We start from the raw sequence: 20,719 nt of genomic DNA on the forward strand, positions 1-20,719 counted from the left end.
GTGCGCGCGATCGCGCGAATCGTCAGTGTGCCAGACGTCGCGGGTGCGTGCCGGGCGCCGCGCGCGGGCACCCGTTCGGGGATCAGATGAGGCGTGGCGCCGCCGTTTCAATAGGCATGCGCGGACGGTCGCCGCGGGCTCGATGCGCGCAATCGGCGGCGACGCGCATGCGCGTCCGACCGGAGCGCGGCCCGCGCGACCTGATGCGCGACTACACGCGATGCAGCCAGCCGAGCCAGTGTTCGACGAACGGCGCGCGCGTCCACAGCGATTGCGCGAGCCATAGCGTGCCGCCCCATGCGGCGGCCACGATGATCAGGTCGCAATGTCCGCTGTTCCACAGGTTCAACGAGTGGCGCCGCCAGATCCACGGTACGCCGAGCGGATTGGGCCAGTCGGCGAGGAGATGCATCACGCCGCCGCACGCGAAGCCGAACAGCGGCGCGGCCCATAGCGGATGCGGATGATGCGTGAGCCCGTGCCATCCGAGCGCGAGCAGCGCGATCCAGCCGATGCCCCAGTGCGTGATCGTGCGATGCGTGATCCACAGCCGGCGCTTGCGGGTCCACCACGCGACTTCGAGCCAGTCGGGCGCGGTGCCGCCCGCGACGCCGGCTGCGAACGCGGCGAGCAGGCCCGCATGCCACGGGCCGGTCGCGCCCGTTTGCGCGACGAGGACGGCGGCGGCGACGCCGGCCGCGAAGCCGGACGCGTGATGCGCATTGTGTGATGCCATGAAAAACCAGACGAAAGAGCGTGATGCGGCGCCGAGCGCGCGCCGGTGAATCGGGTACGAAAGCGGGGCGCTATCTTCGCAGATCGGGCCGCTCAGCGGGCGATTCGATCGCAGATTTTTTCGTGCTCGGCGGCCGTGCGAGCCGCCGGAAGCGGGATTGTCCGCCTGATTGTCGTGCGTCGCGTCGCCGTCGCGCAAATTCGACCGATTCGCCGATCTTCGCCGCGTTGCCGGGCGATCAACCGCGGACGTTCAACGAAATTCGTAGTAGCCCGCGCGGTTGCGCGTTTATCTCGTGGTTCGACTACGAAATCTGCGTATGGGCGACGACCGCGCACCGGCTATAAGCGGATCTGGGACTTTTTCCAGCCCGTCGGAGCTTCACATGGGGGACATTCAATGACTACGCTGAATCGCTTCAAGACATCTGCCGCGGTAGTTGCCGCGGCGACCGCCCTGGGTTTTGTGCCGACCGCACCGGCATACGCAAAGGGACCGCAACCGGCCGTCCTGACGAGTTCCGCCGTCGCGGTGGCCGACAAATACAGCGCGGACGCCGCGGAGCGAATCTTCAAGGAAGGCGGCAACGCGATCGACGCGGCCGTCGCGATCGCGTTCACGCTCGCCGTCACGTATCCGGAGGCCGGCAACATCGGCGGCGGCGGCTTCATGACGATCTACAAGGACGGCAAGCCTTACTTCATCGACTATCGCGAGCGCGCGCCGCTTGCCGCGACGAAGGACATGTACCTCGACAAGGACGGCAACGTCGTCGAGGGCATGAGCCTGTACGGGCCGCGCGCCGCCGGTGTGCCGGGCACGGTCGCGGGCATGTGGGAAGCGCAGAAACGCTTCGGCAGGCTCAAGTGGAAGCAGGTGCTCGCGCCGGCGATCCACTATGCGCGCGACGGCTTCATCGTCGACGAGCAACTGGCGCAGCGCGGTGTCGACGCATCGAAGGAGTTCGGCGGCAAGACCAACTTCGACAAGTACTTCTCCGGGCTGAAGGCCGGCACGAATTTCAAGCAGCCGGATCTGGCCGACGTGCTGACGCGCATCGCGAATAACGGCGCGGAAGGGTTCTACAAGGGCAAGACGGCCGAGCTGATCGCCGCGTCGATGAAGACGGGCGACGGCAACGGGCTGATCACGACGGAGGATCTCGCGCAGTATCGGGCGGTGTGGCGCCAGCCCGTGCACGCGAAGTGGAACGGCTACGACGTGATCACCGCGCCGCCGCCGAGCTCGGGCGGCATTGGCCTCGTGCAGTTGCTGAAGATGAAGGCCAACCTGAAGAAGGACTTCGACGGCGTGCCGCTCAATTCGCCGCAATATGTCCATCTGATCGCGGAGATCGAGAAGCGCGTGTTTGCGGATCGTGCGCAATACCTCGGCGACCCGGACTTCTACAAGGTGCCGGTCGCGCAACTGATCGACGACTCGTATATCGCGAGGCGCGCGGCCGAGGTCAATCCGAAGGAGCCGTCGGACACGAAGAGCGTACAGCCCGGGCTCGGTACGTCGATGCCGGAGAAAGCGGAGACGACGCACTTCTCGGTCGTCGACAAGTGGGGCAACGCGGTGTCGAACACGTACACGATCAACGGCTATTTCGGCTCGGGCGTGATCGCCGACGGCACCGGGATCGTGCTCAACGACGAGATGGACGACTTTTCCGCGAAGCCCGGCGTCGCGAACATGTTCGGCGTGGTCGGCAGCGACGCGAACGCGATCGAGCCGAAGAAGCGTCCGCTGTCGTCGATGTCGCCGACGATCCTGACGAAGGACGGCAAGGTGTCGCTCGTGATCGGCACGCCGGGCGGTTCGCGGATTTTCACGTCGATCTTCCAGGTGATCAACAACGTGTACGACTTCAAGATGCCGCTGAAGGACGCCGTCGGCGCGATGCGGTTCCACCACCAGCTGCTGCCGCCCAACACGATCTTCTGGGAGCCGTACCACCCGATCGAAGGCGAGCTCGCGAAGCAGATCGAGGCGCGCGGCTATACGCTGAAGGGGCAGGACTTCAGCGGCGACATCCAGGTGATCAAGATCGACGGCAGGACGCCGGAGGCGATGGCCGATCCGCGCGGGCGCGGGGTGACGCGGATCATCCGGTGATGCGGCAGGCCCGATGCGCGGCTGCCGCGGCGGCCGCGCAAACGGCGATCGATGCCGGGCGCGCGCCCGGCATTTTTCGTGCTGGCGCGGCGTCGTGCCGTTGCGTCGCCGCTTGAGCGGCGCGCGCGCGTATGCCCGGCCAGCCGACCCGCCCGCGGGCATTCGCCGCGTGCGACCCTTTCGCGACTGCGGTGCCGGCGGGCGTGCCGCCCAAGCCCCGCTTCGGACGAGCCGGTCAGCCCCTTTTCATGAATTTGACGCGCGACGCTGGGATAATGTCGGCGTTTGCTGCGTCAATCGAAGGAAGGAGGCCCCATGGGCGACAACGATACCCGCACCGAGACCGACCACCTGAACGATACGGCATCGCGTGAGGCGCGCCAGCGCCGCTTCGAGGAAGATCTCGTCGACGCGTACGACGAAGAGCTCGAAATGGAACTCGACGACCGTCGCTTCGACGACGGCGACGATCTGCTGTTCTCCCAGGAGCGCCGCGAAGCGCGCAAGCAGTACTTTCGCGAGCTGTTCCGGCTGCAGGGCGAGCTCGTGAAGCTGCAGGATTGGGTCGTGAGCACGGGGCACCGGCTGGTCGTCATTTTCGAGGGGCGCGACGCGGCGGGCAAGGGCGGCGCGATCAAGCGCATCACGCAGCGGCTCAATCCGCGCGTGTGCCGCGTGGCGGCGCTGCCGGCGCCGAACAACCGGGAGCGCACGCAATGGTATTTCCAGCGCTACGTCGCGCATTTGCCGGCCGGCGGCGAGATCGTGCTGTTCGACCGCAGCTGGTACAACCGCGCGGGTGTCGAGCGCGTGATGAATTTTTGCACCGACGACGAATACGAGGAGTTTTTCCGTTCGGTGCCCGAGTTCGAAAAGATGCTCGCGCGCAGCGGGATCCAGATCGTCAAGTACTGGTTCTCGATCACCGATCATGAGCAGGAACGGCGCTTCCAGAGCCGGATCGAGGATCCGCTGAAGCAGTGGAAGCTGAGCCCGATGGACCTCGAAAGCCGCCGCCGCTGGGAAGCCTATACGGCCGCGAAGGAAGAGATGCTGCAGCGCACGCATATTCCCGAGGCGCCGTGGTGGGTCGTGCAGGCGGTCGACAAGAAGCGCGCGCGCCTGAACTGCATCCATCATCTGTTGACGCAGGTGCCGTATCACGAGGTGCCGCGCCCGACGATCGACCTGCCGCAGCGCGAGCACCACGAGGATTACATCAGGCGGCCGGTGCCGGACGACATGATCGTCCCGGAAGTCTACTGATCCGTCAGCGTTCCGGTTCGGAGCCGGGCCCGGCGCCCGGTCCGGCGTGGGTGCCGTGCAACGCGGCGCGTGTCAATCCCGGATCAGGAAGGCGGTGCGATCGCGCCCGGCGATCCATGCAGGGGCGCGGCCGCGCCCGCTCCACGTAGCGCCCGTGGCCGGATCGCGGTACTTCGCGCCGGCCGTGAACAGTTTCGCGCGATCGCTGTAACCCTGGCCGAAGATTTCGCGGGCAGTGAGTGCGTAGTTCGTGACGATCTGGCGGACTTGTGCCAGTGCCGCGTTACGTTCGCGGCGGCGCGCCGCGCGGATGCGTTGATCGAGTTCCGCGAGCTGGGCTTGCAGTTTCTGCAGTTGCATGCGTCCGATATCCCCGTAGCTGAATTCTGATTTCTGATTGTTGGCGACGCGACGGAATGCGCGCCTGCATGCGAGGCCGTTAAATCCCGGCGGTGTCGGTTCCCGGCACGCAGGTGCGAAATAACGCGCGGCAGCGCACTGAGATTAAATTTCAGCGCGCGCTTTTTCTATCGGACGCATCTGAATTTTCGCCGCAATTGGCATGAAGCCGTGTCGGCGATACCGGGGCGCCGCCTGCGGATCACAGATCGGGGAAGCCGGCGCGGCCCTGCGTCAGGTCGAACAGTTCGGTTTTCGCCGCCGCTTCGACGGCTTCGGGAAGCTTCACGACCAGCTTCACCGTCATCCCGTACGAACTGTTCGTCAGCTCGTAACCCGACTGTTCGATCCAGCGACGCACGCGCGCTTCGTCCGGATAGCCGATTTCGATCGCGAACCGCGTGTGGCGGATGCGCTCGACGCGCTCGGCATCGAGCAGCGCGGATGCGATTGCGTCCGTGTACGCGCGCACCAGGCCGCCCGCGCCGAGTTTCACGCCGCCGTAGTAGCGGACGACCGCGCCGAGCACGCCGTCGAGGTCATGATGGCGCAGCACTTCGAGGATCGGCCGCCCGGCCGTGCCCGACGGCTCGCCATCGTCCGACATTCCGGACTGGCCGCCGGCGAGCAGCGCCCAGCAGACGTGCGTGGCGGCCGGATGCTCGTCGCGCAGGCGCTGCAGCGCGTGCATCGCGGCATCGCGGTCTTCGACGGGGATGGCGAACGCGATGAAGCGGCTTTTGCGGATCTCGAGTTCGGTCGTGCGGGCAGCGGATAGGGTGTAAGTCACGTTGATCGTTGTCGGCGCACACGGTGCGTGCAGGGGCTTGCCCGCGGGGCGGGCGTGGTCGATGGCCGCCGCAAATTCCACTGTTTGCGTCGCGCGGTCGCGCGCCCGCGTATACGTGTACGTCCGACCGATGAACGGGACGGCGCCGCGGCAGCTCGTGACGAAGGATACCGCGAGCGGGCATTGCGGCGGCAATCGCCGGGGTCGCGGCGCTGCCGTTGCCGTTGCTCCGGTAGCCCGCGTGGGCTGATGCGCCTGCCCGGTGCACGAAACGCGGAAGCGCCGCTCGCGATGCGCGCGGCGCTTCCAGCCACGTCGCCCGGCCGCTCAGCTACCCTGCAACCGGATATCGCGCGACGACGCGCCCACGTACACCGTCCCGCCCGGCACGAACCGCCAGCCGTTGCGCGACGTGTCCCACACGCTTTGCATCCGCGGCGACACCGTCACGCGCACATGCCGGGCTTCGCCCGGATTCAGCCGGATCTTTTCCCAGCCGACCAGCCGCTTCGGCGGTTCGTCCTTGTACGGCACGCCGAGATAGACTTGCGGCGTTTCCGCGCCGGCGACGCGGCCGTCGTTGCGCACGGTGAACGCGACGCTCAGCGAGCCGTCCCGCTGCCGCGACACCGACAGTCCCGAATACGCGAAGTGCGTGTACGACAGCCCGTAGCCGAATTCGAACATCGGCTTGATGTTGCGCGCGTCGTACCAGCGGTAGCCCATGTTCAGCTTCTCCGCGTAGACCGGATCGTTGTCGAACGCGCCGCTTTGCCCCCACGTCGGCGTGTCCTGATCGCGCGCAGGGAACGTGACGGGCAGCTTGCCGGAAGGATTGACCGCACCGAACAGCACGTTCGCGATCGCCTTGCCGCCGCCTTCGCCCGGATACCACGCTTCGACGATCGCCGACACGCGGTCCTTCCACGGCATCAGCACCGGATTGCCGCTCTGGACGACGACGATCGTGTGCGGGTTCGCCCGTGCGACCGCGTCGACGAGCGCATCCTGGTTCGACGGATTCGCGAGGCTCAGGCTTTGCAGATCGCCGAAATCTTCTCCCGCCGGTTGCGCGACCACGACGATCGCGACGTCCGAGCGGCCCGCGAGCGCCGCGGCCTGGTCGATCTCCTGCTGCGTGTATGCGCGGAATGGCGATTGCTGGTCGCTGTTGCCTGCGAACGTCACCTGCGCGGCCGGCGCGAGCGCACGGATCGCCGCGACGATCGGCACGTCGACCTTGAGCCACGGATTGCGCCACCAGCTGCAGCCCGTCGACGAGCCGAACGTCAGGCCGCCGCAGCCAGCGAATGAGCCGCTGACCGGATCGCGCGTGTTGCCCGAGCCGCCGCCGGACATCACGGCCGCGTCCGCATGGCCACCGATCACGGCGATGCGCGACAGCGCGGAGGCCGCCAGCGGCAACTGGTTTCCGTCGTTCTTCAGCAGCACGATCGACTGCTCGGCCACGCTTTGCGCGAACCGGTTGCCAGCCGCGAAATCGATCGTGCCGCCACCCTTGGCCGGATCGTCGAGCACGCCGACCCGGATCATCACCGCGAGCTTGCGGCGCACCATGTCGTCGAGGCGCGCGGTCGATACAGAGCCGTTCGCGATCGCCTGCTTGACCGCGGCCGGCGTCAGGTAGACGCTCGGTCCGACGTCCTCTTCCTCGTCGAGCCCTGCGTTGATCGCGGCGGCGGTGCTGTGTGTCGCGCCCCAGTCCGACTGCACCTGGCCCTGGAAGCCCCATTCGTTCTTCAGCACGTCGTTCAGCAGGTGCGTGTTCTCGCATGCGTACGTGCCGTTCAGGCGGTTGTAGCTGCACATCACGCTACCGGGCTGTCCGCGTTTCGCGGCAATCTCGAACGGCAGCAGGTACAACTCGCGCAGCGTGCGCTCGTCGATCTGCGTATTGCCCCCCATCCGGCCGTGCTCTTGCTCGTTGCCGGCATAGTGCTTGATGGTCGCGATGACCTTTTGCCGCTGCGTGGCGAGCGTGCGCTCGGCGAGCAGGTCGCCGGCGAGCAGGGGATCCTCGCCGAGATACTCGAATAGCCGTCCGCCGCGCGGCTCGCGCGCGAGGTTCGTGCCGCCGCCGAGCCCCATGCCGAATCCTTGCGCGCGCAACTGTATAGCGACCTGCTTGCCGAAGTCATACGACAGGCGGCGGTCCCAGCTCGCGGCCACCGCGATCGTCGCGGGGAAGGTCGTGCTGGGCTGCGACGTGCTGCCGGAGCCGGTCGCCGAGTCGACCATGTTCAAGTCGGGAATGCCAAGGCGCGGCACACCCTGGATGTAGCCGGCGCCGCCGCCCGGCACCTTCGACATTTCGTATTGCGAATGGATGAACTGAAGTTTCTCGTCGAGCGTCATCTTGCGCACGAGCAAGTCCGCGCGCCGCTGTGCGGCCGACGACGCGAATGCATCGGTGGCGTCCGCGCGTGAATCGAAATCGGCGTTGGCCGCATGAACGCCGGTGCAGAGGGTCGCTGCCAGCACGGCGGCCGGCCAGAGTTTGTCCCGCATGTTGCTCTCCATGATCGTATTGCCGGTTGTTCGGATGATGTCTGGAGCTGCGTTCGTCCGGTGGATTCGCACCGGGCGCATTCGGCTGGCGATGCAGGGTGGTTGCGCGTCGGCATGCCAGGCCGGGCGGGGAATCGTTACGGCCGGTTGGGCCCCGAGCGCATCATGCGGGCGGCGACGCGGACCGCCCGACACTGGCGAATCGGATGTAGCGATTCTCTGCAGCGACTAATCGTACGAATGTAGTTTGACTACAGCATCGGTGTTTCTACCGATACGTACGATCTTTCTGCGAATGAAGGAGGACGCGTCATTCGCGAACGGTCATCGTTCCCGATTGTGCGTGTGCAGCAGAGTAATAAGTACGTGGATGCGAGCGCGTTCGCGACGGGCGACGCGGATGTGGCGCATGCGCGGCAGGTCGAAGAAAATTGGTTGTGTGCGCATCGACCGGCCGGCCGCTCGATCGGTTTGCGTCCGCTTCGGTGTCGGGGTGTCCGATTCCAGCCGCACGTGCGCATGACGCGGGCCGGCGAAGGGCGCCGCCCCGCATCGGCGCACGGCACGATCATTTCGTGATGAGTGCGCCGGTCAAGCCTGCGCTGATTGCCGGCAGCAACAGGTTCAGCACACGGCTCGCGCGGACGAGCCCGGTATTGTCGACATAGACGATATCCTTCGATGCGAGCGGAAACTGATTCGCGAGCAGCATCGACACCGGCGACTGCATGTCCAGGTGATAGATCACGGGCGCACTGTCGTCCGCCTTGCGCAGCACGAACACCTGTTTGGCATTCGACGTTTGCTGATTCAGCTGACCCGCCTGCGAGAGCGCTTCGCTGAGCGTGAGCGAACCGTCGCGCAGCGGCGCCACTGCTTGCGGACGCGTGACTTCGCCCATCACGTAGACGGGGTTGTCGTCGCGCGCGCCGACATGCAGCATGTCGCCGGGCTTCAGCATGATGTCTGCCGGGTTCTTGCCGGACTTCATCATGCGAGCGACGTTCACCGGATAGATCACGCCGTTGCGCGTAATGGTGACGCGGCTCTGATCCGCGGTCGGCGCGAATCCGCCGGCGCGGTTCACGGCCTCGATCAGCGTCATCGGAATGTCGTTGATGGCTTGTGCGCCCGGATTGCGGACTTCGCCGTCGATATAAACCTGTGTCGCGCGGAACGACGCCACACGCACCGTAACCTGCGGTTTCACGAATACCTTGGCGAGTTCGCTCCGGATCTCCTGCTGGATTTGCGCGACGGTTTTCCCGGCTGCATGGATGGCGCGCGGCACGTACGGAAACTGGACGTTGCCGTTGCTATCGACGACGAAACCGGGCGCGGCATCCGCAGCCTTCGGGTTCTGCACGGGCTGGCCGGCTGCCGCGGCGAAATCCGGATGATCCCACACCGTGATTTGCAGCACGTCACCGGGACCAAGCCTGTACACGTCCGGTTTTGCGAACAGACCGGGCGGCAGCGGCGGCGCATGCATGGCCTTTTGCTCCGCGCGGATCTGCTCGATCTGTGTCAGATCGATTTGTTTGACAGGAACGTCCATGTCGCTGGTCACCGTGCCGTCGGCGGACGTCGTGACCGGCAGTGCGGTCGAGTTCATGTGCTGGCCCGGCACGGTCATGCAACCGGACAGCGTCGCGGCGACGCACACGGCGAGCAGCGCGCGCATGCAATGTCCGGCAGGCTCCGCAGGGCGGTTCGTGTTCGGCATCGTCACGCCGAAGCGGCAATCGTTTTTCATATCGTTACCCAGCATCGTTGAATCGCGAGCGGTCGGACGTACTTCGATGCCCGGCGCATCGTACGACGCGCTACGCGTGGTCCATCTTCCAGACGGATCGTCACCGGCGCGGACCGTGCATCGGTGAGTTCGTCACGTGATCACATGACCATTGTCAAAAATGGTTAGTCGTCGAAACGGTTGGCGACGCAGCGGTTCACGGCGCCGGCTGCCGGCGCGAGGCCGCGCAATCGCGGGATTCCATCGGGGCCGCGTACCGTTCGGCTTGCGTGACGCCGGCCGTGGAGCGCGCCGTGCAGTGTCCAATTTCCCGCCATCGCGTCAATCGTCACGCGAATGGAGCGTAACGCACGCGGAGCACTTCAAGTTCGCGGCAGCGGCTAAATGTAAGCCATCGCACGCAGCGTGTTGCGGGTCTGTCGCATAGTGCTCCCATCGAAACATGGCCGTGTATTTCGGCCGACGGGATCGCCGTCGCATCGTCCGTGCACTTGCGCTTCGGCGCGGGCACATGACGCATCCGAAGGCGGATCGATCGGCTCGCACGCATTGCATGTGACGCTTGCTACTGCATCGCGTCGTGCACGATTCATTTCTCACCGAGAGATTCCATGACACGCTTCATTGCCAGATCGAGAGCCCCGTTGAGACTGGGTTTGGGTGGTGGCGGCACGGACGTGCCGCCGTATTCGGACCGGTTCGGCGGGCTGGCGCTCAATGTGACGATCGAGAAATTCGCGTATGCGTCGATTGCGCCGCGCGAGGACGCGAAAATCGAACTGGTGGCTGCCGATACGGACACGCGCTGGATTGGACCGGTATCGCCGTTGCTTGAGGTTCAGCCGGGCCTCGGATTGCATGTCGGCGTCTACAACCGGATCGTGCGGGACTTCAATGGCGGGCATCCATTGTCCGTCACGATCACGACGTGCTCGGAAGCGCCGCCGGGGTCCGGGCTCGGCTCGTCTTCGACGATCGTGGTCGCGCTGGTAAGGGCGTTCTGCGAAATGCTGTCGCTGCCGCTTGGCGAGTACGACATCGCGCATCTGGCGCACGACATCGAACGCACCGATCTCGGGCTGGCCGGCGGCAAGCAGGACCAGTACGCGGCGACGTTCGGCGGATTGAACTTCATGGAGTTCTATGGCGATCGCGTGATCGTGAATCCGCTGCGGATCAAGCAGGAAATCAAGGCGGAAATGGAGGCGTCGCTGGTGCTGTACTACACCGGCGTGTCCCGCGAGTCGGCGAACATCATCAAGGAGCAGAGCAGCAACGTCGTGGAGGGCGTGGTCGACTCCGTTGCCGCGCTGCACGAAGTGAAGGACGAAGCGGTCCGGATGAAGGAGGCCGTGTTGCGGGCCGACTTCGACGTGTTCGCCGCATCGATGCGCGATGCGTGGGAGTCGAAGAAGCGCATGGCGAAGAACATCTCGAACTCGATGATCGACGAGTTGTACCGGGTCGCGGTGCGCGCGGGGGCCAAGGCCGGCAAGGTATCGGGAGCAGGCGGCGGCGGCTTCATGATGTTCTTCGTCGATCCGGTCGAGCGCTCGAACGTGATGCGCGCGTTGTCTGCGTACAAGGGCGTCAACGGGCAGGTTCTCAATTGCACGTTCACCGATGTCGGCGCTCAATCGTGGAGAAAGAGCGCATGACGATCACGTTCAAGAACGAAATTCAGCAGACGCTCGACGTGCTGAGCGCGCTGGCGGCGGACACGGAACAGGTCGCACGGATCGAGCGCGTGGCTGCCCACGTGACGGCCGCGCTTCGTGCGGGCAACAAGATCCTGCTGGCCGGCAACGGCGGCAGCGCGGCGGATGCGCAGCATATCGCCGGAGAATTCGTGAGCCGGTTCAACTTCGACCGGCCCGGTCTCGCCGCGTTCGCGCTGACGGTGGACAGTTCGGTGATGACGGCCATCGGCAACGACTACGGATACGAGAAACTGTTCGAACGCCAGGTTCAGGCGAGCGGTCGTCCCGGTGATGTGTTCTGGGCGTATTCGACTTCCGGGCGCTCGCCGAACATTCTGCGCGCGCTAGAAGCCGCCAGGGCCGTCGGCATGTTCACGGTCGGGTTTACCGGCAACGGGCCCGGCGCGGCGCAGATGCGCGAGCGCGCCGACATCTGCATCGAGATTCCTTCCGCGTCGACGCCGAAGATTCAGGAAGGGCATCTGGTGTGCGGCCACGTCGTTTGCGGCATCGTCGAAGAGCAGATATTCGCATGAGCGGGGTCTTGCCGTGCCTGATCCTCGCGGGCGGCCTCGGCACGCGCCTGCGTCCGGTACTCGGTGACGAAGTGCCCAAGGCGCTCGCGCCGATCGGCGGCGAGCCGTTTCTCTGCTGGATGCTGAAGGGATTGCAGGAGCAACGCGTGACCGACGTAGTGCTGTCGCTGGGTTTCGGCAGCGACAGGATTCGCGAAGTGCTGCGCACGAGGAGCTTCGGCATGACGATTTCGATCGTCGACGAAGATGTGCCGCTCGGCACCGGCGGCGGCATCGTCAACGCGGCGCGCGCGCACGGCGCGACGGACATGATCGTGATGAACGGCGATACGTTGTCGAATCTCGACCTGCAGCGGATGTGCGCGTTTTATCGCGACACGCGCGCGGATCTCGTACTGGCCGCCACGCACATGAGCGACGCGTCGCGCTACGGCACGCTGGACTTCGATCCGGTGTCGCGCAGGCTGTCGGGATTCCGCGAGAAGCGCCCGGGATACGGCTACATCAATGCAGGCGCGTATGTGGTCAACGTGCGCCGGCTCCTCGGTTTCGATCTGCCCCGGACGTTTTCGTTCGAGCAGGACTTTCTCGGCGAACGCGTGGCCGAGCTCGATATCCGCGTCTTCCCCGCCGTCACGGAGTTCATCGATATCGGCGTGCCGGCGGACTATGCGCGCGCGCAAACCGTGGTTCCGCGGCTGGTGGAGGCTGGCATCGATGAAACGTAAGGCGCTGTTTCTCGATCGCGACGGCGTGATCAACGTCGACCACGGATACGTGCATCGTCGACAGGACTGCGTGTTCGTCGACGGAATCTTCGACCTGGTCAGACGGGCGAACGCGGCCGGATATCAGGTGGTGATCGTGACGAATCAGGCCGGTATCGCGCGCGGCTATTTTTCCGAAACGCAGTTCGATGCGTTCATGACCTGGATGCGCGATGCATTCGGCGCGCTAGGCGCGCGCATCGATCGCGTCTATTTCTGTCCGCATCATCCGGACGCCGGCATGGGCGCGTACAAGCAGGCGTGTACATGCAGAAAACCGCAGCCGGGGATGTTCGAGGCGGCGCGGCGCGATCTCGGGCTCGATATGTCGGCGTCGATCATGATCGGTGACAAGCCGTCGGATCTCGATGCCGCGGCGCGCGCGGGTGTCGGGCATCGTTTCCTGTTCGTCGCCGATGGCGGCGATCGTGCGCCGCACGAGCCGGGTGTCACGACGATTTCCCGTCTGTCGGACGTCAGCCCGCTGTTGCACGGGCATGTGCCGCGTGCCGAACCTGCGTAGCGAGCGATACGCACGCGTCAGGAAGGACGAGATGGCGCGAAGTGGAAGAGCAGGCGGCGTTGGCCGGTATTCGGCCGAGTCGTCAATGAAACGACTGTGAACAATCACGTGCGTCGAGGGGCAACGTCTGCCGAATCGGCGATTCTGGAGTTTGGCATGAAGATGGAAAGACCGTTATCGGGCGTACATCGCGACGGACCGAAGTACGCGTCGCCTGGGGCGATCGGCGTGTCGCCGCTCGACATGCTGGAGAACGCGCTCGAGCACGGGCGGCTGTTTCTGATCGTGTTCTGCGCATGCGTGCTAGCAGCGCTCACGTACGCGATCGCGGCAACGCCGATTTACGCAGCCGACGCGTTGATCCGGATCGAGGAGAACAAGCCGAGCGCGCTGGGTTCGCTCTCGGCGATTTCCAAGGCGCTCGACATCCAGAACTCCGCAGTGACCGGCGAAATCGACGTCGTTCGATCGCGGTCGGTGCTCACCGAGGCCATCGACGCGACCGGCGCGCGCGCCGACGTATCCGTGCGGAATCACCTTCCCGTCATTGGCAGCCTGATCGGCTCGCTGATGCCGAAGGACGCGAACGGCCTCGCGGCCGCACCGTTCGGCTTGTCGTCATGGGCATGGGGCGGCGAGCGCGTCGAATTCGGCGCATTCGACGCGCCACCGGCGCAGGTCGGCAAGTCGCTGGAACTCGACTATCTCGGCGACAACCGCTTCCGGCTCAAGGACGGCAACGGCGACGAGGTGCTGAGCGGCGTGGTCGGCGTGCCGAGCAGCGCGAACGGCTACCGGGTCGACGTATCGCGTATCGTCGCGCGCCCGGGCATGGAATTCCGCGTACGGTACATCGGCTTGGAGTCGCGCATCGAGGCCATTCTGAAGAAGCTCAGCGTGACCGAGACGAAGCGCCAGTCGGGCATCATGCAGCTGAACTTCGAGGATCCGGATCCCGTGTTCGCCGCCAGGATGCTCAATGCGATCGCCGTCAGCTATCTGAACTTCAACGCGAAACGCCGCGCCGAGGATGCCGAGCGCAGTCTCGCGTTCCTTAACACCCAATTGCCTGCCGTCAAGGCGCGGCTTCAGCAGGCCGAGCAGGCATTGAACGCATTCCGGAACCAGCAGGGCTCGATCGACGCGCAGGGGGACATCAACCTGCTCGTGGATCAACTTGCGTTCGTCGACAAGTCGCGCCTCGAGGCCAAGCTCGAATATCAGGATCTGCTGTCGAAGTATGTGCCCGGACAGCCGCAGGTCGTCGCGGCGGCGAACAAGCTCAAGGAACTGGACCAGCAGGCGGCAATGCTGAAGGAAAAGGCGGCGCGTCTGCCGTCGCAGCAGCAGACATACCTGAGGCTCGCGCGCGATGTCGAGGTGAACAATCAGCTGTACGTCGGGCTTCTGAACAATACGCAGCAACTGCAGATCGCGGAGGCGGGCACGGTCGGCAACGCATCGATCGTCGACAAGGCAGCCGTCATCGACAAGCCGGTCAGGCCGAAACGGATGCTCGTCGTGCTGGCGGGCGGCGTGATCGGCGCGTTGCTGGCTTTCGCGATCGTCCAGGGCGTCGCGCTGCTGTCCGGACGCATCCGCGATCTGGATCGTGTCGCGGAGGCGACCGGCATTCCGGTGCTTGGCGTGCTGCCGGCGGCGTCGCAGGTCGGCTTGGTCGATACCGATCCGGCGGCCACGACCGCGAACGCGGCTCGGCGGGCGGACGCGCCGCTCGCCGATGCGTTGGACGGGCTCGCATTGGCGCTGCAGTATCGGCTGCGCGCGGATCGGCGCGCGTCGAAGATCATCGTGATGACGTCCGCGGTGCCCGGTCAGGGCAAGTCGATGATCGTCGCGAATCTCGCTTGGCTGTTTTCGCAGAAGGGAATCAGGACGGCGATCGTGGATGCCAACGTGTCTGCGCCGGCACTGCATCGCTACGTGCCGGTGAACGCCACGAACGGGCTGTACGACGTGCTCGCGGGCACGCTTCCGCCCGAGAGCGCGATGGTTCGCGTGGCAGACAATTTCCACCTGCTGCCGGCCGGCAACGTCGGTGCGGCAGCGCGCAAGCGGCTCGATGCGTCGGACGTCGATCGGCTCGTCGCGTCGTTGCGGGACCGGTACGACATGATCGTCGTGGACGCGCCGTCGGCGCTGCCGGTGGCGGACGTCGCCGCGCTATCGAAATTTTCCGACCTGACGTTGCTGGTGGCGCGGCAAGGTGAGGTCGGCTCCGCCGAATTGATGGATGCGCTCGATGGCTTGCGGCTGGTCGGTGCGCGCGTCGACGGCCTCGTGTTGAACGGCTTCTCGCCGTCGCCGCTGCGTCGGATTCGCCGCGCCGGTGTGCAATTGCGCGAGCGTCATGCGTGACGGCGGCCGGAGCGATGCAACGATGAGCGATTCGATGGCAAGGATGGACGATCCGCGTGCCGACGCGTGCGCGACGCGGATCGTGTGGTTTCTCGGGCCGCGGCCGGCGAGCTGGAATGGCGTGATGCGGTACAGCCTGATGTGCATAGACCTGATACCCGGCGGCGACGGCTGGCGTGTCGACGCGATCGATATTCCGGCGCCGCCGCGTTCGCTCCGGCGCTACTGGACGCAGTTCGTCGTCTATCCGCTGCGCGCGGTCGCGGCCGCACGCGCGGGCGCCTTCGTCGTGCTCTACCAGGAGGATCTGGCGTTTCTGATTCCGCTGGTCCGGTTCGCGGGCGGACGCGTCGGGATCGTGCTGCACCACGTTCAACGTCCGGCACAGGCATGCGGTTTCGTCGAGCAACTGAAGGCCGCGTATGTCCGCGTGACGCAGTCGCTGATCGCTCGCGCGGACATGGTGATTACGCCGTCGGACGTGACCGCGCAGGAAGCCGTCGCCGAGATGGGCGTGAGCGCGGACAGGATTCAGGTGGTGCCCAATGCGTTCGACGATCGCCATGCACCGGTCGATACACAGGTTCGCGCGCGTGCGAGATCGGTGCTGGCGACGCGCTTCGGCATCGATACCGGCGACGCGCTGGTCGTGCTGAACGTCGGCTCCGACGAAACCCGCAAGAACAACGCAACGCTGTTTCGCGCGCTCGCATTGCTCGAGCGCAGCAAGACGGTGGTGCTGCGCGTGGGCCAGCCGCTGCATCAGAACAATCGCCGCGAGTGCGTGGCCATTGCCGAACAGGCAGGGCTGGATGCCCACTTCATCGAGCATGTCGACGATGAAACGCTCGGGTACTTCTATCAGGCCGCGGACCTCTACGTGTCGCCGACGCTGCATGAGGGTTTCGGCCGCACGGTGATCGAGGCTCAGACCGTCGGCGTGCCGGTGATCGCCTCCGATCTTCCGGTTTATCGCTACACGATGGGCGATTCGTTCGTGCCGGTGACCGATGCGACGGATGCTGGCGAATGGGCGCGGCAGATCGAGCGGGTGGCCGGCGATCCGTCGCTGCAGGCCGAGCTCGTGCGCAGCGGCCGCGAGAACGCCCGGCGCTTTTCGTCCGCGGCCGTCGGCGCGCTGCTGCAGCGGACGCTGCAGCGCGCGGTGCGCGACGTCCCCCGCGCGACCAGGGCCGACGCATGAAGGCCGCCGCGATGCAAGCCGACGCCGCAACCGGCATGCGCGCCACGATCGGTGTCGCCGCATGGACGCTGTTCGCGCTCGCGCTCGCAATCAACACGATGCTGCCGATGCTCGGCATCGTTCAGCCGAGCGCGCTCTGCACGCTGCTGGTCGCCGTGGCGGCGGTGATCGCGCTGATCCGGTGCAGTCCGGTGTTCGCCGTGTCGATGCTCTACCTGCTGGTGATTGGGTTGACGGCGTTCGTCGCCGGCGTCGGGATCGAATCGGGCGGGTTCCTGCGTGAAACGGAAATCTTCGGTATCGCAAACGGTGCATTCAGCCGCTTGCTTTTGCTGTATCTGGTGTTCGTCGTCTGCGCGCTATTGGCGTTTCGACGCATCTTCGACGAACGCGCCGCGCATGCGCCGATCGACGTGCGCATGACCCGGCACGCGTCCGGTGTCGTACTCGGGCTCGGGCTGGCGGCCGTGATTCTGGGCACGGGCGTGGTCGCCGGCCTGAGCGGCGGTTTCGCGATGTTGAGCGGCGTCAACCGCTATGCGCTGCGAAACGATGCATCGAACGGGATGCTGTTCAACCTGTTCCTGAACAATCAGACGTTCGTCGCGATGCTGCTTGGCACGTTCTGCACGAGTTCGATCCGGCCGGTCCGGTGGCTCTCGGCCGCGATGATCGTGGCGGATCTGCTGCTCGCGGCATTGCACGGCGAGCAGTTCATGTCGGTCCTGCACATCTGCCTGACGATGCTGGTTCCGTTCATCGCGATTCATGCGATAAACGGCCGGCCGGTGCTGCGATATCTGGGCGTCGGTGCGGCGATTGCGCTGCTGATCGGCAGTATTTCCGTGTTTTACGCGTACAAGGGGCAGGGGCTCGACGCGTCCGAAACGATCGTTTCCCGCTTCCTCGAGCAGGGGCAGGCGTGGTACGTCGTGGATAGCGACGCCCGGACGTTCTGGGCCCCTGCGCTCGGGGGATTGCCGGCTTTCGAACGTTTCATCGCGTCGCTCGGATCGCTGACGGAGCCGACTTTCTTCGGCGACGCGCGGGTCAGCGGATTGCGCGATCTGATGCTGTCGTACGGAACGCCGGACATCCTGCGCGCGTATGTGTTCGACGACGTCACATTCACGATGGGAAACATGGCGGTGCCGGTTTACTGGTTCGGCTATGCGGGCGGCGCGCTGTTCGTGTCGATCACCGGCGTGGTCTACGGCGCGCTGAGCGCGATGATGATCCGGATCGCGATGCGCGGCGGCGTGGTCACGCTGTGGCTGGCGTCGAAGGTGTTTGCATACGCGACATTCGCCGCGCAGCAGGGCGACTACTGGACGATGTTCGGGGCGCGCACGATCGTGTACCTCGCGATCATGGCGCTCTGGTGGCTCTGCGTGGACGCGAAGCAGGCGGCGCGTGCGGAACCGGCACTGGCAGGATCGTCGTGAACGCATTCGTCACACTTCTGTTTTCGTCGTTTACCGGCGTGGTCTGCGAGAAGCTCATCGGCGCGCTTGCCGCCGTCGCGAGCAACCACCTGTTCGCAAATATCTACGGCGCGCGGCTGTTCGGCGAATTGCAGTTCTCGCTGTCGCTCGCGTACGTGATCGGCAGTATCGCACTGATCTTCGGCGCGCAGGTCATCCAGCCGATCCTCGGCAAACATCCGCGCTTGCGCCACATCGTCGTCTACCGGGCGTTTCGCCTGCGGCTCGCGCTGACGCTTGCGGTGATGCTGGCTTTCATGGTCATCGTGATGGTCGTCATGCATCCGTCGAGCGTGTCCGAGCTGACGCTGATCGCCGCATTCGCGCTGATCGTCGAGCCGATAGCGCTGGGTTCGCTGATGGCCTACGCGGAAGCGAGGCCGTGGGTCATCACGCGCGCGCGCGCCTATGCCAGCTGCGCCCGCGTGCTGTGGCTGTATGTTGCCGCGCACGCGTCGATGGGGGCGATGGTCGCTGCATTCGCGTGGCCGCTGGAGGCCTGTGTCGCGGCGGCCGCGCCGTTCAGCCGCTATCGCTCGCTCGCATTGCAATCGCCGAAGTCCTTTCACGGCGACGCCGTCGTGACGCGCACGCTCGTCGTTCGCGGGCTAAAGGTCTGGCCCGCCATCGTGGCGGGGGTTCTGGTGCTGAGAATGGACCGCCTGCTGCTCGGCATGCTGGTATCCAAAGCCGATCTCGGCATCTATGCAGCGGCCGCCTCGCTGGTGGAACAGTGGAATTCGGTTGGAACGACCCTCGCGCTGGCGCTGGCGCCGAGCATGGTCTTCGCCGCACGCACGGAATCGCAGATGCGCGAGAAGGCGGTGAAGCTCGGTGTGTATCTCGCGCTCGTCGGCTGCGTGGCCTGGATCGGCAGCTTCTTCATCGGCAGGCAGGTATTCCTGATGATCTACGGTCCCGCGTTCGTAAAAGGTGTATCGATCATGATCTACGCGAGCGGATGCTCGATCGCGACGTTCATGGACGCCGGCCTGAGCACCTGGTTGCTTGCAGTGCGCCGCTACCGGCTGATCATGCTCAAGCAGGTGCTGATCGTCGCGAGCCTCGCTGCGGCACCGTTCGTTGCGCCCCGCGCATTCGTCGCATACGCGCCGTCCACCGGCATCGCCGTGTCGCTCGTCGTGTTCTGGGGCGGTTTGTTCGCTCACCGGCTCTACACCAGGGACGCGTCGTGAAGATCTGCCTCTGCGCCAATCGCTTTCCGCCGAACGTGGTCGGCGGCGCCGAAATCGTCGTTCGCGATCTCGCCGTTGCACTGCGCGATCGCGGTCACGACGTGTCGATCCTGACGCTGTCGGATGCACGGACGTCGAAGCGGCGCGTGTTCGACGGACTGCCGGTCAATGCGATGCCGAACCTGAACGTCTACAACCAGTTTGCGCCCGGGCCGCGGCACTGGCTCGGGAAGGCGCTCTTTGCCGCGGTCGATATCTTCAATCCGCTCGTGTTTCTTTGCGCGTGGCGGGAACTGAAGTCGCTGGGCGCCGAAGTCCTGTGCACCAACAACATCAAGGGCATCGGGCCCGCGATATGGCTCGCGGCCCGCGTGCTGCGCATTCCGGTGGTGCATGTGATGCACGATTACTGGCTGATCTGTCCGGCGTCGACGCGGTTCGCGAACGGCCGCGCGTGCGACGGCGCGTGCGGCGCGTGCCGGAGGCTTTCCGCTCCGAAGGCGCGGCTGTCACGCATGGTCGGCCACGCGGTCGCGGTGAGCGACTTCGTGATGGCGCGTCACCGCGAGCAGCGTTTCTTTCCCGGTGCGATGCAGACGGTGATTCGCAACCCCGTCGCACCGATTGGCGCGGGACACGCGACCGAACCTGCGCGCCCGCGCACGCCGTTTCGCGTCGGGTTCATCGGGCGAATCGACGCGACCAAGGGCATCCGCGAGTTTTTCGCGAGCGTGGCGTACGCGTCCAGGATCGCGCCGGCAATTGAAGTGCATGTTGCCGGCCGCGACCCCGACGGCATGCTGCCGGCCCTGATGCGCGAGTACCCGGGCCTGAGCGTCGTCGCGCATGGCTTCGTGAGCGCGCCGGATTTCTACAGGAGCGTCGATCTCGTCGCGGTGACATCGATGTGGGACGAGCCGTTCGGTGTGGTGGCCATCGAGCCGTGGGCATTCTTCAAGCCGACCGTCGCCTTCGCGTCGGGCGGTCTGACCGAAGTATTCGCAGAACTGCCCAAGTTGCTCGTCGCGCGCGGCGATTGCGACGCGCTCGGTGCGTTGATCGGACGGCTCGCGACGGATGAAGCGTGGTATCTGCAGGTTGCGCGCCGCTGCCACGCCCAGCGCGAGGCGTTCGGGCAGGCGCGACAGGTCGGTCAATTCGAGCAGGTTCTGCAAGCGGCGATTGCCGGACGCAACGAGAACGGTCGCGTGACGCGCAAGCGGGAGGCGCAACGCGATGCATGAATTCGCGAGTCGACGGACGCAGTGGGCGGACGAAAGCGAAAACGCGCGGGTGTGCACGCGAGCCGAAGGCGGTACATCGGCAATCCCCG

General features: G+C 65.6%; 16 protein-coding genes. 11 read left to right on the forward strand and 5 right to left on the reverse strand.

Annotation, left to right across the window (positions count from 1 at the left end; all coding sequences use genetic code 11):
• Positions 1-211: 211 nt before the first annotated feature.
• Positions 212-736 carry a metal-dependent hydrolase gene (locus WK25_RS23425; protein ID WP_040141083.1) on the reverse strand — a complete coding sequence of 175 codons (525 nt, stop codon included), beginning with the start codon at positions 734-736 and terminating at the stop codon, positions 212-214.
• Between the two features lie 399 nt (positions 737-1,135).
• On the opposite strand from WK25_RS23425, the gene ggt reads away from it, so the two are divergent.
• Positions 1,136-2,857: a gamma-glutamyltransferase gene (gene ggt / locus WK25_RS23430; RefSeq protein ID WP_069242879.1), complete on the forward strand. Its 1,722-nt coding sequence runs from the start codon at positions 1,136-1,138 to the stop codon at positions 2,855-2,857.
• Positions 2,858-3,172: 315 nt separating this feature from the next.
• Entirely contained in the window at positions 3,173-4,123 is a 951-nt protein-coding gene (ppk2, locus tag WK25_RS23440) for a polyphosphate kinase 2 (protein WP_040139648.1), read from the forward strand.
• Between the two features lie 72 nt (positions 4,124-4,195).
• On the opposite strand, the gene WK25_RS23445 is transcribed toward ppk2, so the two are convergent.
• The 4 genes from WK25_RS23445 to WK25_RS23465 form a co-directional block, all read right to left on the reverse strand.
• A complete protein-coding gene (locus WK25_RS23445; RefSeq protein ID WP_059547405.1) occupies positions 4,196-4,483 on the reverse strand; it encodes an H-NS family nucleoid-associated regulatory protein in 288 nt (95 codons plus the stop codon).
• Positions 4,484-4,724: 241 nt separating this feature from the next.
• The gene (locus WK25_RS23450) at positions 4,725-5,312 is read right to left on the reverse strand and encodes an IMPACT family protein (protein WP_069243512.1); all 588 of its coding nucleotides are present in this window, start codon (positions 5,310-5,312) and stop codon (positions 4,725-4,727) included.
• A gap of 327 nt (positions 5,313-5,639) precedes the next feature.
• On the reverse strand, positions 5,640-7,841 hold the full coding sequence (locus WK25_RS23455; protein WP_069243513.1) for a glycoside hydrolase family 3 C-terminal domain-containing protein: 2,202 nt from the start codon (positions 7,839-7,841) through the stop codon (positions 5,640-5,642).
• A 568-nt stretch (positions 7,842-8,409) separates the two neighbouring features.
• Positions 8,410-9,567, reverse strand: a complete 1,158-nt coding sequence (locus tag WK25_RS23465; RefSeq protein WP_069243514.1) for a polysaccharide biosynthesis/export family protein — start codon at positions 9,565-9,567, stop codon at positions 8,410-8,412.
• A gap of 641 nt (positions 9,568-10,208) precedes the next feature.
• Between WK25_RS23465 and WK25_RS23470 the strand changes: the two genes are divergently transcribed.
• The 9 genes from WK25_RS23470 to WK25_RS23510 all read left to right on the forward strand — a co-directional run bounded on the left by WK25_RS23470 (position 10,209) and on the right by WK25_RS23510 (position 20,630).
• On the forward strand, positions 10,209-11,255 hold the full coding sequence (locus WK25_RS23470) for a dehydrogenase (RefSeq protein WP_040139650.1): 1,047 nt from the start codon (positions 10,209-10,211) through the stop codon (positions 11,253-11,255).
• Positions 11,252-11,833, forward strand: coding sequence for a D-sedoheptulose-7-phosphate isomerase (locus tag WK25_RS23475; RefSeq protein ID WP_069242882.1), 582 nt, complete (start codon positions 11,252-11,254; stop codon positions 11,831-11,833). Before WK25_RS23470 ends, WK25_RS23475 begins: the two co-directional genes overlap by 4 nt.
• On the forward strand, positions 11,830-12,561 hold the full coding sequence (locus tag WK25_RS23480; RefSeq protein WP_226209095.1) for a sugar phosphate nucleotidyltransferase: 732 nt from the start codon (positions 11,830-11,832) through the stop codon (positions 12,559-12,561). The genes WK25_RS23475 and WK25_RS23480 overlap by 4 nt, the downstream gene beginning before the upstream one ends.
• Positions 12,551-13,123 carry a D-glycero-beta-D-manno-heptose 1,7-bisphosphate 7-phosphatase gene (gene gmhB, locus WK25_RS23485; protein WP_040139652.1) on the forward strand — a complete coding sequence of 191 codons (573 nt, stop codon included), beginning with the start codon at positions 12,551-12,553 and terminating at the stop codon, positions 13,121-13,123. Before WK25_RS23480 ends, gmhB begins: the two co-directional genes overlap by 11 nt.
• Before the next feature lie 156 nt (positions 13,124-13,279).
• Positions 13,280-15,502, forward strand: a complete 2,223-nt coding sequence (locus WK25_RS23490; RefSeq protein WP_083253068.1) for a GNVR domain-containing protein — start codon at positions 13,280-13,282, stop codon at positions 15,500-15,502.
• 22 nt (positions 15,503-15,524) lie between these two features.
• On the forward strand, positions 15,525-16,706 hold the full coding sequence (locus WK25_RS23495) for a glycosyltransferase (RefSeq protein WP_167432668.1): 1,182 nt from the start codon (positions 15,525-15,527) through the stop codon (positions 16,704-16,706).
• Between the two features lie 35 nt (positions 16,707-16,741).
• Positions 16,742-18,151: a DUF6418 domain-containing protein gene (locus WK25_RS23500; RefSeq protein ID WP_236857854.1), complete on the forward strand. Its 1,410-nt coding sequence runs from the start codon at positions 16,742-16,744 to the stop codon at positions 18,149-18,151.
• On the forward strand, positions 18,148-19,386 hold the full coding sequence (locus WK25_RS31835; protein ID WP_069242885.1) for a hypothetical protein: 1,239 nt from the start codon (positions 18,148-18,150) through the stop codon (positions 19,384-19,386). Before WK25_RS23500 ends, WK25_RS31835 begins: the two co-directional genes overlap by 4 nt.
• The gene (locus WK25_RS23510) at positions 19,383-20,630 is read left to right on the forward strand and encodes a glycosyltransferase (protein ID WP_069242886.1); all 1,248 of its coding nucleotides are present in this window, start codon (positions 19,383-19,385) and stop codon (positions 20,628-20,630) included. The genes WK25_RS31835 and WK25_RS23510 overlap by 4 nt, the downstream gene beginning before the upstream one ends.
• Positions 20,631-20,719 lie beyond the last annotated feature (89 nt).

It is taken from the genome of Burkholderia latens (genome assembly GCF_001718795.1).
Taxonomy (GTDB): Bacteria; Pseudomonadota; Gammaproteobacteria; order Burkholderiales; family Burkholderiaceae; genus Burkholderia; species Burkholderia latens_A.